The organism is Phenylobacterium sp. LH3H17 (assembly GCF_024298925.1).
Lineage (GTDB): Bacteria > Pseudomonadota > Alphaproteobacteria > Caulobacterales > Caulobacteraceae > Phenylobacterium.
The window spans coordinates 3035401-3049037 of record NZ_CP101283.1 but is presented as its reverse complement, the minus strand read 5'-3'; the positions used below and the strand labels follow the sequence as shown (position 1 = coordinate 3049037).

The following is a 13637-nucleotide window of genomic DNA, read 5'->3' as shown; positions in this document are numbered from 1 at the left end:
GAGGCTGCATGAAGTTCTTTGGCGTGCTGGCGGGCGTGTCCGCCGCTGTCTTGGCGGCGACGCCGGTGTCCGGCGCGGAGCCGGATCGCTCGGCCGAGCGGATCAGGGCTCACGTGGCCTTTCTCGCCGACGACCTGATGCAGGGGCGGGAGGCGGGCTCCGCCGGCCACGCCATCGCCGCCAACTATGTGGCCTCACAGCTCGCCCAGATCGGGGTGAAGCCCGGCTTCGCCGATGGTTCTTACTTCCAACCCGTACCGATGAGCGGTTTCCGACCCGCCGACGAGGGCCGGCTGGCCGTGGTCGCCAAGGGCGGCCCCGCGACGCCCCTGGTGTTCGGCGAGGATTATCTGCCGGGGCGCGATCCGCGGGCGGCGACCACGGCGCGCAATGCCCCGATGGTCTTCGTCGGCTTTGGCGTGGTGGGCGGCAAGCGCGACGATTATGCGGGCCTCAATGTGAAGGGGAAGATCGTCGTGGCGCTCGCGGGCGCCCCAAAGAGCTTCCACACCGAGGAGCGCGCCTATTACGCCAGCGGCCGCACCAAGCGGCTGCAGGCCGAAAAGCGCGGCGCCGTGGGCTTCATCACCGTGAACACGCCCAGCGAAGAGGAGCGCCACCCCTTCGCCAACTCCACCCGGCAATGGAAGTCCTGGGGAATGAGCTGGCGCGAGCCCTCGGGCCAGACCTTCACGCCAGCCGCCTCCACGCCGGAACTCGCCCGGATCAGCCTCAAGGGCGCGGCCAAGCTGTTTGCCGGGGCGCCCAAGTCCCTGGAGCAGGTCTATGCCGCCGCCGACGCCGGCGCGCCGCCGCGCTTCGCCCTGCCGTCCAGGCTGGACGCCACGATCAACACCGAAATGAAGACGCTCGACAGCGTCAATGTGGTGGGCCTGATCGAGGGCTCCGACCCGGTCCTCAAGAACGAGGTGGTGGTGCTCTCGGCGCACCTGGACCACATCGGCGTCTCCACCAATCCGGTGAACGGCGACGCCATCAACAACGGCGCCCTGGACAATGCCGGCGGGGTGGCCACCACCCTGGAGGTCGCCCGCGCCTTCCTGGCGGGCAAGGCCCCGCGGCGGACGCTGCTGTTCCTGCTGAACACCGCGGAGGAAAAGGGCCTGGTCGGCTCGGAATACTTCGCCCTGAACCCGACCACGGCTTCGCCCATCGTGGCCAACGTCAATCTGGACATGTCGCTCCTCACCTACGACTTCATCGACGTGGTGGCGTTCGGGGCCGAGCGGTCGACCCTGGGCCCGGCGGTGACGCGGGCCGGGGCGCGGATGGGGGTGAAGTTGTCGCCCGATCCGCTGCCGGACGAGGGCCTGTTCACCCGCAGCGACCACTTCCGCTTCGTGGAGCGCGGCGTGCCCTCGGTGTTCCTGATGACCGGGTTCGAGAACGGCGGCCAGGCGGCCTTCACCGGCTTCCTGCGCGACAACTATCATAAGCCCAGCGACGACATCGCCCAGCCGATCGACTATGCGGTAGGCGCCAAGTTCGCCAGGTTGAACTATGAAATCGCGCGGGAAATCGCGGACGCCGACCAGAAACCGGCTTGGAACAAGGGCGACTTCTTCGGCGAACTCTTCACACCGCGACGGTGACAACAGTCGAATTACCGCGTTAACCTTTCCCCAGGCAGGACTTGGGGGCTCAGATGAAGCGTCGTCTAGGGATCGGAATCGTCGTCGCCGTGCTGGTCGCGGCGGGAGCCGCGCAGGCCCAGGTCACCCCGGCCGACCGGGCCGGGGCCTTCAAGGCCGCGGGCGTCAAGCCCGGCAAGTGGGTGGACCGCGAGAGCGGGGCGGAGTGCCAGTACGCCATCGAGGCCGACGGGGTGAAGGACCTCAACGGCGACGGCCGGCCCGACATCGTCATTACCGGCTCCGGGACCTACTGTTACGGAAATACGGGCCAGGGCTATTTCATCACCGAGAAGACCGCCGCCGGGACCTGGCGGCTCATCGATCAGAACCAGGGCATACCGACCTTCCTGCCCACCCGGGGCGTTGGCGGCTGGCCGGATATCGAGGTGGGTGGCCCCGGCTTCTGCTTCCCGATCGTCCGCTACAACGGCAAGGAATACGCCTTCCTGCGCAGCAAGGAACACCAGCGCGGCGCCTGCGCCCGGCGCTGACCTCCTAGTGGAGGCCGGTCATCATCTGGGTCAGGGTGATGATGATCTCGAAGACGATCAGGCCGACGATGATGGCCTCCAGGCGCAGCGAACGCTGGGTGTCGATGAGGTCGGTCATCACCGTGACAGTCTCGCCGATCAGCTCCAGCTTCCGGCCCAGCGTCTCGGCGCGCTCGACCAGTTCGTATTCGTCCTCCAGCCGGGCGTAGAGGCGCTCCAGGTCCGGCCGATCCCAGAGAATGTCGGGCTTCTCGCGCACCGCCACCCGCTCGGCGACCCGGTGCTGGACGAGCAGGGCCGAGCCGATCAGCCGGATCATGTCGCGCCGCCCGCCAGGGCTGCGACCGGTCTCCGACAGCCGCCTGGCCCACGGTTCGATGGTGTCGAACACCTCGGCCACCTGGCGCTCGTCGCTGGCCAGGGCGGCGCTCTTGGCCACAGCGTCGGCGACCACCAGCAGCTTGTCGGGCGACAGGGCTCCAATGCGGATGACCCCGTCGGGCTGGACGCCCTCGTCCTGGTCGTCGCGGGCGGCCAGTTGGATGGTCTCTTCCTCGCGCTTGTTGACCGGACCCTGGACGCGGGGGGCGACGCTGCGCAGCACCTCGTCCTCGGCGAAGGGGTCTAGCCCGATCATCACGACCACGCCGTAGCGGAACACGACCACCAGGCCGTCGGCGACCCGGAAGGACAGCGGGGCGGTGGAGATGGCGTCGCGCCGCTCCAGGCCCGCGGTGTCGATCCGCTCACCCAGGACGACGGCGCGCGCCGTCAGTGGCTTCAGATCGGCAGGCGTCGGGAGCGGGGGCTCGGGCATGACTGCATCCTAGCGCCAGCCGTAGTTGAAGCTGATGGAGATTCGCTCGCGCTTGGCGGCGTTGGCCGGGACCTCATGGCGCAGCCAGCTCTCCCACATCAGGATCGTGCCGGGCTGGGGCTGCAGGTAGACGAAGCTCTTGGCCGCCTCGGGGGCGTCCAGCCGGCGGGGCGGGGCGGCCATCATCAGCGGAAGGCGAGGATCCTCCAGCTTCAGCGCGCTGGCCCCGGGCGGCGTCGCCACATAGACCGTGCCGGAGATGACGCTGTGCGGATGGATATGGCCCGAATGGGCCGCGCCGGGCTTCAGGACATTGACCCACAGGCTGTCCATCTTCAGCCGCCGGGATCCCAGGTCGAGCGCCAGGTCCCGGGCGAAGGCGGCCGCGTGGCGATCGAGCCTGCGCTTCAGGTCGCCGAACACGCTGGCCCGGGTCGGCAGGTCGTCCAGCGAGGCGTAGGAGGTGTAGCCGCCATAGGCGTTCTGCTTGCACCAGGCGCGGCCGGCCATGTCCTCGTCCGCCAGCATGCGGCAGGCGTCCTCGAGTTCGGCGTTGAAGCCCTCGAAGTCGCGCTCGCCGGTGAGCGAGGCCTCATAGACCTGGGTGACGAAGAGCGAGCGCAGAGCCATGACCGGCGGCTACCGGGCCTGGAGCGCGATGTCAAAGATCCAGCTGGCTAGGCCAGGATGTCCAGCAGGTCGCCCAGCATGTCGTCGGCGGTGCGGATCACCGCGGCGTTGGCCGAGAACTCATGCTTGGCGGTTATCTGTTCGACCACCTCGAAGCCAAGGTCCACATTGGCGTTGGGGTCGCCCATCTGCGCGGTGCGAAAGGCCGAGGCCTCGAAGCGGCGGCTGGCCGCGAGCATGCCGTACTGAGCGGTCGCAATCGGATCCATGGCGGGCCCTCCCGGTCACCACCATGGGGCGTTGCGGTTAAGCTTTCGCTGGGAGACATGGTGAATCGCGATAGCTGTCGCCGCCCGAAAGGCGCCACGCTTCGGGCGCCTTATGTTCGCATGACGTCTGGAGGCCTCGACATGATCCGCACCTTCCTCATCGCCGCCGCCGCGCTGGCCGCCAGCTCGGGCCTGGCCCTGGCCCAGGGCGGGATGTCGGCCAACCCACCCACCGAAACCACCCTCTGCCTGGACGTAGGCGGTCAGAGCCTGCCCGCGGTCTGCAAGGTGCCGGGCAGCCGCTTGGACAAGCGCGAGGACATCTGCATCTGCCGACAGGGCATGCGCGTAGACGCGCCCGTCTGCGCCCCCGGTCAGAGGGCTCCGAAGGAAAACCTCGCCTTCGAGAAGGCGCGCAAGCTCGCCGCCCGCGACGGCAGCCTCATCGGCGACCTCTATGAAGGCCAGCCGATGTGCGTGGAGCCGCGCAAGCCCTAGAGCGCACGGCCCAGGGCCGCGTAGGTCAGTTTCTGGAACACCGGCAGGGCGGCGCGGCCGCCCATGCGCTGGCCGGTGGCCAGTTGCGCGGCGGCTTCGGGACCCAGCGGCATGGAGTTCTGGATCAGGTAGATCATCACCATGTCCTCGGCCGGGTCGGCCTGCCACCAGGTGCCGAAGGCGCCCGGCCAGCCGAACGAGCCTTCCGACCCCGCGCCCATCCAGGCCTGCTTCTCGGGATCGGTGATCACGGAGAGACCCAGTCCGAAGCCCTGGCCCAGCCAGAACGGAATGCCCATGAACGGGATCTGGCGCTGGTCGTCGGTCAGGCGGCTGGTCCGCATCTGCTCGACGGTCTCGCGCTTCAGATAGCGCCGGCCGTCCAGTTCGCCGCCGTTCAGCATCATGCGGGCGAACTTCAGATAGTCGTCGGCCGTCGATATCAGGCCTCCGCCGCCCGCGCAGAAGGCCGGCGGGCCGTCGATGTGCGGGAACGACGCATCCTGCATCTTGTCCGTCTCGGGGTTGATCCGGTAGAGCTTGGCCATGCGGTCGCGCTTGTCCGGCGGGCACCAGAAGTCGGTGTCGGCCATGCCGAGCGGCTGCAGGATCCGCTCCATGATGAACTCGCGATAGCCGGTTCCGGCGACGCGGCCGACCAGGAAGCCCAGGACATCGGTGGCGTGGCTGTAATGGAAGCGCTCGCCGGGCTGGTACGATAGCGGCAGCTCGCCCAGCCGCTTCAGCCATTCGTCGGGACCGTGCGGTCCGCCCAGCGGCGGGCCCAGGGCCTCTTCGTGGGCGTGGGCGATCGGGCCGATCGAAGTGAAGCCGTAGGCCAGGCCCGCGCGATGGGTCATCAGGTCGTCGATAGTGATGTCGCGGACGGCCCGCACGGTCTCCGATAGGGGGCCGGAGGCCGACTTAAGGACCTGCATGTCGGCGAATTCAGGCAGCCACTTGGTGATCGGGTCATCCAGGCTGAGCTTGCCTTCCTCGAGCAGCATCATGGCCGCCACCGAGGTGATCGGCTTGGTCATGGAGGCGATCCGGAAAAGGGTGTCGCGGGTCATGGGCAGGCCTGCCTCGACGTCGCGCAGACCCAGCGTATTGACCTGGGCCAGCTCGCCCTTGCGCCAAAGCAGGGTTACGAAGCCCGAGAGGTCGCCCGCCTCCACCACCGGCGCCAGACTGGCCGGTATGGCCGCCAAGCCCTCCGAAGAGAAGCCGCCCAAAGCCTGATCGCCGTCCATGTCGCCCACTCCCGTTCGTCGCGCCGGCGTCCTGGAGCCCGCTTCGGGAGGATTTGGGCCCGGTGACCCAGGGGGCGTCAAGTCCGACGTTTCGGTACGGCGCGCGGCCATGGTTGCGAGGTGGCGGGAACGCCGATAGCCCTTGGGCATGCCGCCATGCCTCTCGTTCCGGCCCTACCATCCGACCGCCAGGACGGCCCTGATCGCGGCGGTGGCCGTACTGGCCAGCGCCTGTACGCCGCTCGGCGTGTTCAACACCTTCGTGCCGCACGACTCGGCCCTGCGCAGCGCAACGGACCAGGCCTATGGCGGCGCCCCGCGCCAGACCCTGGACGTCTATGCTCCCCGCCGCATCGAAGCGCCGCGGCCCATCGCCGTCTTCTTCTACGGCGGCTCGTGGGAGACGGGGCGGCGGCAGGACTACGAGTGGACCGCCCGGGCCCTGGCGGCCAAGGGCTTCGTGGTGGTGCTGCCCGACTACCGGCTCTATCCGGCGGTCCGCTTCCCGGCCTTCCTGGAGGACGGCGCCCTGGCGGTGCGCTGGGCGGTGGACCACGGCCCGGCCTATGGCGGCGATCCCAGCCGGATCGTGCTGCTGGGCCATTCGGCGGGCGCCTACAACGCCGTGATGCTGGCCCTGGACGATCGCTATCTGAAGGCCGCCGGCGTCGATCCGCTCACGATCAGGGCCGTGGCGGGCCTGGCCGGGCCCTATGACTTCCTGCCGCTGAAGGGGGCCGGCGTGACGAACGTGTTCGGCCGGGAGGCCGACCTCGCGGCGACCCAGCCGGCCACCTTCGCCCGCGCCGACGCCCCGCCGATGTTCCTGGCCACGGGGGAGGCCGACGCCGAGGTGCCGCCGCGCGACACCGCCTATCTGGCCGCGGCGCTGCGCCGGGCCGGGGCGAGCGTGGAGGAGCATCACTATCCGGGCCTGGACCACAACGGCGTCATGAAGGCCATCGCCCGGCCGTTCCGGAGTCTGGCTCCGTTGCTGGACGAGATGTCGGACTTCCTGCGCGAAAAGGCCGGCTAGGACGCTCGCTCACAAAAATATCAGCTCCCCCTAGGTGATCTTGCGATCGACGACGCCCGGTCGCCTATCTCGCCGATTCTGCTAGGGAATCCCGCGTCGAACCAGGCCAAACGCGGATACGCGACCGATTGACCTAGGGTCATGTTTGTTGCGTCGCGGCAATTGAACCGCCCCATTTTCGCGTCTATATCCGCTGGCCTTTCATTTTGAGGGCATTGTGCACTGCACGTTGAAGGACCGCCCATGCTGGTGACCCTGATGAAGGCCAAGCTGCACCGCGCCACGGTGACCCAGGCCGACCTGGAGTACGAAGGCTCGATCGCCATCGACCGCGATCTGCTGGACGCCTCGGGTATCCTGCCGCATGAGCAGGTCGACGTGCTGAACATCACCACCGGCGCGCGCTTCACCACCTACGCCATCGAGGCGCCCCGCGGCTCGAAGGTGATCGGGGTCAACGGCGCCGCCGCGCGCCTGGTGCAAAAGGGCGACAAGGTGATCGTGGTCACCTACGGCATGCTGCCGTCGGAGGAGGCCCGCAACTATTCCCCCACCGTCGTGCTGCTGGACGACGGCAATCACGTGAAGATGGCCGCGTGATCCCGCGCGCCGCAGGTCTCCTGCTCGCGGCGCTCCTCGCCTCCGCCTGCGCGCCGAACGCCCCCGAGGGGGTCGACAAGGCGGTGCTGGACCAGACGGTCGGCAAAGCTGTGGGTGATCCGGGAACCTGCGTGCTGATCGCCCAGGGCGGCAAGACGGTCTACCGGTTCGGCTCCAATGTCGTCTGCGGCCGCAAACTGCCGGCCTGCGGCGGCGGCCTGGCACAGACGCCCGACGATCTTCTGGAAGCCGCCCTCGCCAGCAAGACCCCGACGACCGCCAGTTGCCCCAGCAATCCTGAGGGCTCGCGGCTGGTGGCCTGGGCGTCCGGGCCCATCGAGGGACACGACATGGTCTACGCCGCGGTGATGGAGGGCGACAATGTCCCCCCTGGCGTGGTGATCGCCGACAAGCTGGGCGCCGCCTTCAAGGCCGCCGGGCTCTAGCCTAGTCGCCGGTGAACCTGGGCGGCCGCTTCTCGAAGAAGGCCGCCACCCCCTCGCGGAAATCCGAACTGCGGCTGGTCAGCAGGAACTGGTCGCGATCCATGAAGGTCGCCGCGTGATGGCCGCCCTTGGTCACCGCGTCGATCGCCTCCTTGGTCATCCGCACCGGCAGCGGCGGCAGGGCGGCGAGCTTGGCCGCCCAGGCCTGGGCAGCCCCCAGGGCCTCGCCGTCGGCGACGACCTCGTCGCAGAACCCCCAGTCCAGGCAGGTGGCGGCCGAGGCCGCTTCCCCGAACATCACGAACCGCTTGGCGCGCGCCGGACCGACCAGGGCGGTGATCCGCGGCAGGCTGCGCCAGCTCATGTTGATACCGAGCGGCACCTCCGGCAGCCGCATGGTCGCGCCCTGGCCCATGATCCGGAAGTCGCAGGCCACCGCGAGCGCGCATCCGCCGCCGATGCAGTAGCCCTCGAGGGCCGCCAGGGTGACGGCCTCGATCTCCTCCCAGGCCTCGCACATGTCGGGACCGGCCATCACCGCTTGGCGGGTCTCCAGCAGGGTGGGCCTGCGCCGCTCGCCCTGGGCGCCGAGATCGGCCCCGGCCGAGAAGAAACGCTCGGAGCCGGTGAGGATCACCGCGGTGATGTCGCCGCGCCGCCGGATCGCGCGGGCGAAGGCGGTGAGCTCTTCCATCAGGGCGGTGTTCAGCGCGTTCCGCGCCTCCGGCCTGTTGAGGCGGACCGTGGCGACCGCGCCCTCCAGGCTGACGCTCAGATGGCTCCAAGCCTGTTCGAACGGATCCATGGCGCGCCTCCCGATCGGTCGAGGGTCGCCGGTCCGGGCGGCCGGCGCAAGCACCGGCCGCCCGTGCGTTGCTAGCGGGTCATCTCATAGAGGGCGGTGACATCGATCCGCACCGACAGCTCGCCGCCGGAGATCGCCGTGCCGGACGAGTCGGCCTTCTCCATTCGGGCGTACTGCACCATCGGCATGGGCGGCGGGACCGAATAGCCGCCGCCTTCGCTCAGCGACACCAGGCGGCTGATGCGGTGGCCGGTGGCCTGGCCATAGAGCGCGGCCTTGGCGCTGAGCGCCTTCACCGCCTCGTGGCGCGCGGCGTTCTCGGCGGCCGTGGGATCCTTCAGGCCGAAGGAGATGCCGTTTACCTGGTTGGCGCCGGCCTTCACCGTGGCGTCCACGGCGGCGCCCAGCTTGGCCAGGTCGTTCACGGTCACCGTAACCTGGTTGGAGGCCTGGTAGCCGCGCAGCCTTGGCGGTTCGTTCTGCACATAGTCGTACTGGGGCGAGAGGTTCAGGCCCGAGGTCTGGATGTCCTTCTCGGCGATGCCGGCCTTGCGCAGGGCGGCGATGACGCTGTTCATCCGCTCGCCGTTGGCCGAGAGCGCGCCGGCCGCCGTAGGCGCTTCCGTCACCACGCCCAGGTTGATCGTCGCCTTGTCGGGCGCGATGCGGGTCTCGCCATAGGCCGAGAGGTTGAGGGTGGTGGCGTTGAACATGGAAGCGGCTCCAGCCGGCGAGGTTTGGGCCAGGGCGGCGGGTGCGGCCGCGGCGGTCGCGAGCAGCAGGGCCAGGGCGCCGGCGCGGACGAGGGTTTTCATGGTTGTCTCCAGTCGGGGATGAGCAGGCTTGCCCGGAGCCGGCTGCCCGACCTAACGGCGAGCCGACCCTTGTGGTTCCGCTTGTTGCAGACCCAATCTGAACGGCGGCTTTAAGGCGCGTGCAGGTCGTGGTAACCCCGCGAACCGTCGCTGCAGGGGCCTGTAGCTCAATGGTTAGAGCCGACCGCTCATAACGGTCTGGTTGTAGGTTCGAGTCCTACCGGGCCCACCAGCACGCTTCCGCGGACGTAGGGCAGTCGCCTGGCCGGCGCTTGTCGGCCACAAGTCGTCGACGCAGAGCAAAACCGTCATGCGCGCGTCATCGCCGCGACACGGCGCGGCGGCATCGATAGCCCGTCGGCGACCGTTCTGCGCCGACGCGAAGCCTGGTGCGTGATGCGACGATCCTTCCTGTGCCTTACCGCGGCCTGCGCCGGGCTGCTCACTGCCTGCGGTGAGAAGCCTGAGGCGGTCGCCTCGGGGGACTGGCGCAGCGGCGTCAAGGAGATCCGCATGGCGGTCAGCGGCAGCAACGACGACCCGATGATCGTGCGCCGCCGCGGCGTCTACCAGGCGCACCTCAGCAAGGCGCTGGGCTTGCCGGTCAAGCTCTACGAAAGCTCGGACTACAACGGCGTCATCCAGGCCCTTTCGTCTGGCCAGGTGGACCTGGCGCAGATGGCCGGCGGTTCCTACGCCAATGTGGACGCCCAGGTCGGCGACCTGGTGTCGCCGATCCTCTCCCTGCGCCAGGCCGAGGGGGGGACGGGCTACTATTCCTCCATTGTCGTACGCGCCGACAGTCCGTTCCGATCCGTCGCCGACCTCAAGGGCCGATCGCTGGGCTTCGTGGATTTCAACTCCACCTCTGGCTACCTGGTCCCGCGCGCCAGGCTGCGCGAACAGGGGATCGATCCCGACACCTATTTCAGCAAGACCGGCTTCGCCGGCGGCCACACACAGGCGGTGATGGCCCTGGCCAATGGTCAGTTCGATGCGGCCATCCTGCAGGCCAGCGGCGGAGATCCGGAGCACGGCTTCAGCCGAGGGGCCCTGCACACCATGGCCCGGCGCGGCCTGGTCGACGTCGAGGATTTCCGGATCATCTGGACGGCCGGGCCGATCCCCAGCGAGGCCTTCGTCGTCCGCACCGACCGGCCCCAGCCGATGATCGATCTGGTGCGCGGCGCCATGGCGGCCCTGCCATATGACGAACCCGACCTGTGGCCAGATCTCGGCCAGCTCGACGGCTCGGCCTACACCTCGGTGACCCGAGACCACTACAAGGACATCATCGCCCTGCGCGCCGCCGACCTGGCCCAGCGACGCGGGCAGGGAGGCCGGCCATGAGCCGCTCCCTGGCCGCAGTCCTGGCCGCCGCCCTGCTGACGGCCACCGGCGCCACGGCCGCCCAGCCCCTGCGCCTCGCGGCGATCTCGCCCGACGCCCGGCCGTGCGCCCTGCCTGGCGCGGCCAGTCCCGCTGGGGAGAAGGCCTACTACGACCACCTCGCCAAGCGCCTCGGCGTGCCCGTGCAGCGGTGTCCGGTCGCCAGCGCCGCCGACGCCGCTGCGGCGCTCGCCGCGGGCAAGCTGGATCTCGCCGTCCTCGATCCCGCCGCCTTCGTCCCCGTCAAGGCCACGACGCGGGCCATCCTAACCCTGCGCCCCGAGGGCGGCCTCAACCGCATCATGATCGTCCTGGCGGTTCCGGCCGCCAGCCCGGCCCGAAGCCTCGCCGACCTGCGCGGCAAGACCCTGGTGTTCGGCGGCCGCACGCCCGCGGCGCTCGTCCTGCCACGACAAGCCCTGGCCGACCGGGGCGCGGCGAGCGGCTTCTTCGGCCAGGAACTGGTGGAGGCTGATGGCGACGCCGCCGCCGCGCGCCTGCGCGGAGGCCAGGCCCAGGCCATGGTCCTGCACGCCGCGGCCTGGCAGCGCCTCTGCCCCAAGGTGGCGGTCAAGAAGGCCAAACCCTGCACCGACCTGAAGGTCCTGGCCCGCATCCGGCCGCAGGCGTCCCAGGCGATCGTCGTGCGCCAGGACATGCCGCTGGACACCCGCTACCGATTGATCGGCATTCACCTGCCGCTGCACTTCGAGAACCGGGCCGCCTTCGCCTGGGCCTCGGCCTGGTCGCCCAAGGCCGCCGAGTTCGAACCGACCGAGGCTCAAGCCCTGACGGCCGCGCCTTGAACCTGGCCGTCGCCGAGTTCGAGAGCCTGCGCCGGCGCACACTGCGTCGACAGCGGCTGCGGGCCCTGGCGGGCCTGCTGATCTTCTCGGCCGTCCTGCTGGTCTCGTTCCAGCGCAGCCAGTTCTTCTCCTCCGACATCGGCGGCGATCCCCTGGGCCGCGTGGCCGACTTCCTGACCCGCATGATCCCCGACCTGAAGGCCGAGGCCCTGGTCGCCGACAGCCGCACGAAGGGCTCGCTGGCCTGGTGGTTCTACGACCTGCCGGTCTGGCTGAAGCTGGGGTGGCAGACCGTCGAGATGGCCATTGTCGCCACCGTGCTCGGCGCCGCCGGAGGGCTGGTCGCCTCGTTTCTGTGCGCACGCAACCTGATGCCGTTTCCGGCGGTGCGATTCGCGGTCCGGCGGACGCTGGAGGCCATACGCACCCTGCCGGACCTGATCCTCGCCTTGATCCTGGTGGCCGCCTTCGGGGTCGGGCCGCTGGCTGGCGTGATCACACTGGCCATCTCCACCGTGGGAGGCCTCGGCAAGCTGTTCGCGGAGATCAATGAAGAGGTCGATCCGCGCCAGCTCGAGGCCATGGAGGCCGCCGGGGTGGGCCCCTTGAGCCGCATCCGCTACGGCGTCGTCCCGCAGGTCCTGCCCAACTACGCCTCCTATGTGCTCATCCGGCTGGAGGGCAACCTGGCAGGCGCCGCGGCCCTGGGCATCGTCGGCGCCGGCGGCATCGGTCTCGAACTGCAGCGAGCCATCACCTACACCGAATTCGACACCTATCTGGCGATCCTGCTGCTGATCGTCTGCATGATCTTCGTGATCGACCTGACCTCCGAGGCGATCCGCCATCGCCTGATCGGCCTGGCGGCGGCGCGGTGAGAGATGGGGCCTACCACCAGGCGATGGCGGTCGCGCCTCGCGCCATGCGCCCGCAGGGGCGTTTGGTTCAGGCCGGCCTGGTCGTCGCCGGCCTCGCGGCCTTCATCGCCATGTGCGCGGACCTCAATCTGGCGCCGGACGCCCTGTTCGCCGGCCTGGACAAGCTGGGGCGGTTCGCCGAAGGGGCCTTGCCGCCCTCCGACGGCGGGGACCCGCTGCGCATCGTAAAGGCCCTGGCCGAGACCTTCGCCATGGCCTTCGCCGGAACGGTGCTGGCGGCCCTCGCAGCGCTGCCGCTGGGCGCGCTGGGCGCTAAGACGGTGGTGGGCCAGCCGGTTCTGCACTTCGCCTTCCGCCGGGCGCTGGACTGGTTCCGCGGCGTGCCGGCCCTGGTCTGGGCCTTGATCCTGGTCTCGGCCTTCGGCCTGGGTCCGTTCGGCGGAGTGATCGCCCTGGCGCTGGCCGACATCCCCAGCCTTGCCAAGCTGTTCTCCGAAGCCATCGAGAACTGCGACGAGAAGCCGATCGAGGGGGTCCGGGCCGCGGGCGTCCCGCCGTTGATGGCGCTGCGCTACGGCCTTGCGCCCCAGGTCACGCCGGTCATGGCCAGCCAATGCCTGTTCTTCCTGGAGAGCAATTTCCGCAACGCCGCGGTGCTGGGCATCGTCGGCGCCGGCGGCATCGGGTTCGAACTGGAGGAGCGGATTCGCATCTTCGCCTTCGACGAGGTTCTGTTCATCGTCGGCCTCTACATGCTGTGCGTCGCGGCCCTGGATACCGTGTCCCAGCGTCTCAGGGCGAGCCTGGCCTGAAGGCGGGGAAGGCGCCGGTCAGCGGTGCGGAGCTGTCGAGCTCCACGGCGATCGCGCCTGGCCGAGCGCGACGTCGGCGTCGGCGTCCTCGGCGATTGCCGCGGCAAGCCTGACGCTGTGGCCCGCCCGGACCAGCGCCACGCCGGCGTTCGCGCCGCCCCCGCCCAATCGTCCGGCCAGCATGCCGCCCAGGCTGTGGCCCATGAGCCGGGCGCCCGGGGCCGGCGGCTGGTTGACCCGCACGGGCCGGTCCAACGCCAGGGCGCCGATCACCACGAGTTCCGCCAAGGACGCCTCCCGTCCGTGCTTGTAGTCCCACCCGATGACGGCGGTGCAACGCCGACAAATCGGCGGCTGATGCGGAACTGGGTCGCGCGTCCGTCACGGGGGGGTCACGCCCCCGGACTAGGCTCCTGTCCAGGGTCAGCCCCCGGAGG

The 13637-nt window shown here is 69.6% G+C and carries 17 protein-coding genes and 1 tRNA gene; 11 read left to right on the top strand and 7 right to left on the bottom strand.

Annotation, left to right across the window (positions count from 1 at the left end):
• Positions 1-8 precede the first annotated feature (8 nt).
• Positions 9-1613, top strand: coding sequence for a M28 family peptidase (locus M9M90_RS14960; protein ID WP_254834018.1), 1605 nt, complete (start codon positions 9-11; stop codon positions 1611-1613).
• A 53-nt stretch (positions 1614-1666) separates the two neighbouring features.
• Positions 1667-2146, top strand: coding sequence for a VCBS repeat-containing protein (locus tag M9M90_RS14955; RefSeq protein WP_254834017.1), 480 nt, complete (start codon positions 1667-1669; stop codon positions 2144-2146).
• Between the two features lie 4 nt (positions 2147-2150).
• Here the strand turns inward: M9M90_RS14955 and M9M90_RS14950 are convergent, their stop codons facing one another.
• From M9M90_RS14950 to M9M90_RS14940, 3 genes are read right to left on the bottom strand one after another with little or no spacing between them, the layout of a single operon-like run.
• Complete coding sequence (locus M9M90_RS14950; protein ID WP_254834016.1) at positions 2151-2963, bottom strand: RMD1 family protein; 813 nt, start codon at positions 2961-2963, stop codon at positions 2151-2153.
• Positions 2964-2972: 9 nt separating this feature from the next.
• Positions 2973-3593: a TIGR02466 family protein gene (locus tag M9M90_RS14945; protein ID WP_254834015.1), complete on the bottom strand. Its 621-nt coding sequence runs from the start codon at positions 3591-3593 to the stop codon at positions 2973-2975.
• A gap of 47 nt (positions 3594-3640) precedes the next feature.
• On the bottom strand, positions 3641-3862 hold the full coding sequence (locus M9M90_RS14940) for a flagellar basal body rod C-terminal domain-containing protein (protein ID WP_254834014.1): 222 nt from the start codon (positions 3860-3862) through the stop codon (positions 3641-3643).
• 141 nt (positions 3863-4003) lie between these two features.
• Between M9M90_RS14940 and M9M90_RS14935 the strand changes: the two genes are divergently transcribed.
• A complete protein-coding gene (locus M9M90_RS14935) occupies positions 4004-4360 on the top strand; it encodes a hypothetical protein (RefSeq protein WP_254834013.1) in 357 nt (118 codons plus the stop codon).
• On the opposite strand, the gene M9M90_RS14930 is transcribed toward M9M90_RS14935, so the two are convergent.
• Complete coding sequence (locus tag M9M90_RS14930) at positions 4357-5613, bottom strand: serine hydrolase (protein WP_254834012.1); 1257 nt, start codon at positions 5611-5613, stop codon at positions 4357-4359. The genes M9M90_RS14935 and M9M90_RS14930 overlap by 4 nt on opposite strands.
• Positions 5614-5761: 148 nt before the next feature.
• Here M9M90_RS14930 and M9M90_RS14925 point away from each other — a divergent pair, with 148 nt between their 5' ends.
• The 3 genes from M9M90_RS14925 (at position 5762) to M9M90_RS14915 (ending at position 7695) form a co-directional block, all read left to right on the top strand.
• Positions 5762-6649, top strand: coding sequence for an alpha/beta hydrolase (locus tag M9M90_RS14925; protein WP_254834011.1), 888 nt, complete (start codon positions 5762-5764; stop codon positions 6647-6649).
• Positions 6650-6892: 243 nt separating this feature from the next.
• Positions 6893-7249, top strand: coding sequence for an aspartate 1-decarboxylase (panD, locus tag M9M90_RS14920; protein ID WP_254834010.1), 357 nt, complete (start codon positions 6893-6895; stop codon positions 7247-7249).
• Complete coding sequence (locus M9M90_RS14915; RefSeq protein WP_254834009.1) at positions 7246-7695, top strand: hypothetical protein; 450 nt, start codon at positions 7246-7248, stop codon at positions 7693-7695. Before panD ends, M9M90_RS14915 begins: the two co-directional genes overlap by 4 nt.
• 1 nt (position 7696) lies before the next feature.
• On the opposite strand, the gene M9M90_RS14910 is transcribed toward M9M90_RS14915, so the two are convergent.
• Both M9M90_RS14910 and M9M90_RS14905 read right to left on the bottom strand, forming a co-directional pair.
• Complete coding sequence (locus tag M9M90_RS14910) at positions 7697-8500, bottom strand: enoyl-CoA hydratase/isomerase family protein (protein ID WP_254834008.1); 804 nt, start codon at positions 8498-8500, stop codon at positions 7697-7699.
• A gap of 71 nt (positions 8501-8571) precedes the next feature.
• Complete coding sequence (locus M9M90_RS14905) at positions 8572-9315, bottom strand: SIMPL domain-containing protein (RefSeq protein WP_254834007.1); 744 nt, start codon at positions 9313-9315, stop codon at positions 8572-8574.
• Between the two features lie 156 nt (positions 9316-9471).
• Between M9M90_RS14905 and M9M90_RS14900 the strand changes: the two genes are divergently transcribed.
• From M9M90_RS14900 to phnE (M9M90_RS14880), 5 genes are all read left to right on the top strand, one after another.
• Positions 9472-9547: transfer RNA gene (locus tag M9M90_RS14900), tRNA-Ile, on the top strand.
• A gap of 164 nt (positions 9548-9711) precedes the next feature.
• Positions 9712-10665, top strand: coding sequence for a phosphate/phosphite/phosphonate ABC transporter substrate-binding protein (phnD, locus tag M9M90_RS14895; RefSeq protein ID WP_254837142.1), 954 nt, complete (start codon positions 9712-9714; stop codon positions 10663-10665).
• Positions 10662-11510 carry a PhnD/SsuA/transferrin family substrate-binding protein gene (locus tag M9M90_RS14890; protein ID WP_254834006.1) on the top strand — a complete coding sequence of 283 codons (849 nt, stop codon included), beginning with the start codon at positions 10662-10664 and terminating at the stop codon, positions 11508-11510. Before phnD ends, M9M90_RS14890 begins: the two co-directional genes overlap by 4 nt.
• On the top strand, positions 11507-12388 hold the full coding sequence (phnE, locus tag M9M90_RS14885; RefSeq protein WP_254834005.1) for a phosphonate ABC transporter, permease protein PhnE: 882 nt from the start codon (positions 11507-11509) through the stop codon (positions 12386-12388). Before M9M90_RS14890 ends, phnE (M9M90_RS14885) begins: the two co-directional genes overlap by 4 nt.
• Complete coding sequence (gene phnE / locus M9M90_RS14880) at positions 12385-13200, top strand: phosphonate ABC transporter, permease protein PhnE (RefSeq protein ID WP_254834004.1); 816 nt, start codon at positions 12385-12387, stop codon at positions 13198-13200. Before phnE (M9M90_RS14885) ends, phnE (M9M90_RS14880) begins: the two co-directional genes overlap by 4 nt.
• 18 nt (positions 13201-13218) lie before the next feature.
• Here the strand turns inward: phnE (M9M90_RS14880) and M9M90_RS14875 are convergent, their stop codons facing one another.
• Positions 13219-13488, bottom strand: a complete 270-nt coding sequence (locus tag M9M90_RS14875; RefSeq protein WP_254834003.1) for a hypothetical protein — start codon at positions 13486-13488, stop codon at positions 13219-13221.
• Positions 13489-13637 lie beyond the last annotated feature (149 nt).

Bases quoted from the DNA above. Each gene is read 5' to 3' on its own strand.
- M9M90_RS14960 (WP_254834018.1), top strand. From the start codon at position 9: ATGAAGTTCTTTGGCGTGCTGGCGGGCGTGTCCGCCGCTGTCTTGGCG.
- M9M90_RS14955 (WP_254834017.1), top strand. From the start codon at position 1,667: ATGAAGCGTCGTCTAGGGATCGGAATCGTCGTCGCCGTGCTGGTCGCG.
- M9M90_RS14950 (WP_254834016.1), bottom strand. From the start codon at position 2,963: ATGCCCGAGCCCCCGCTCCCGACGCCTGCCGATCTGAAGCCACTGACG.
- M9M90_RS14945 (WP_254834015.1), bottom strand. From the start codon at position 3,593: ATGGCTCTGCGCTCGCTCTTCGTCACCCAGGTCTATGAGGCCTCGCTC.
- M9M90_RS14940 (WP_254834014.1), bottom strand. From the start codon at position 3,862: ATGGATCCGATTGCGACCGCTCAGTACGGCATGCTCGCGGCCAGCCGC.
- M9M90_RS14935 (WP_254834013.1), top strand. From the start codon at position 4,004: ATGATCCGCACCTTCCTCATCGCCGCCGCCGCGCTGGCCGCCAGCTCG.
- M9M90_RS14930 (WP_254834012.1), bottom strand. From the start codon at position 5,613: ATGGACGGCGATCAGGCTTTGGGCGGCTTCTCTTCGGAGGGCTTGGCG.
- M9M90_RS14925 (WP_254834011.1), top strand. From the start codon at position 5,762: ATGCCGCCATGCCTCTCGTTCCGGCCCTACCATCCGACCGCCAGGACG.
- panD (WP_254834010.1), top strand. From the start codon at position 6,893: ATGCTGGTGACCCTGATGAAGGCCAAGCTGCACCGCGCCACGGTGACC.
- M9M90_RS14910 (WP_254834008.1), bottom strand. From the start codon at position 8,500: ATGGATCCGTTCGAACAGGCTTGGAGCCATCTGAGCGTCAGCCTGGAG.
- M9M90_RS14905 (WP_254834007.1), bottom strand. From the start codon at position 9,315: ATGAAAACCCTCGTCCGCGCCGGCGCCCTGGCCCTGCTGCTCGCGACC.
- phnD (WP_254837142.1), top strand. From the start codon at position 9,712: ATGCGACGATCCTTCCTGTGCCTTACCGCGGCCTGCGCCGGGCTGCTC.
- M9M90_RS14890 (WP_254834006.1), top strand. From the start codon at position 10,662: ATGAGCCGCTCCCTGGCCGCAGTCCTGGCCGCCGCCCTGCTGACGGCC.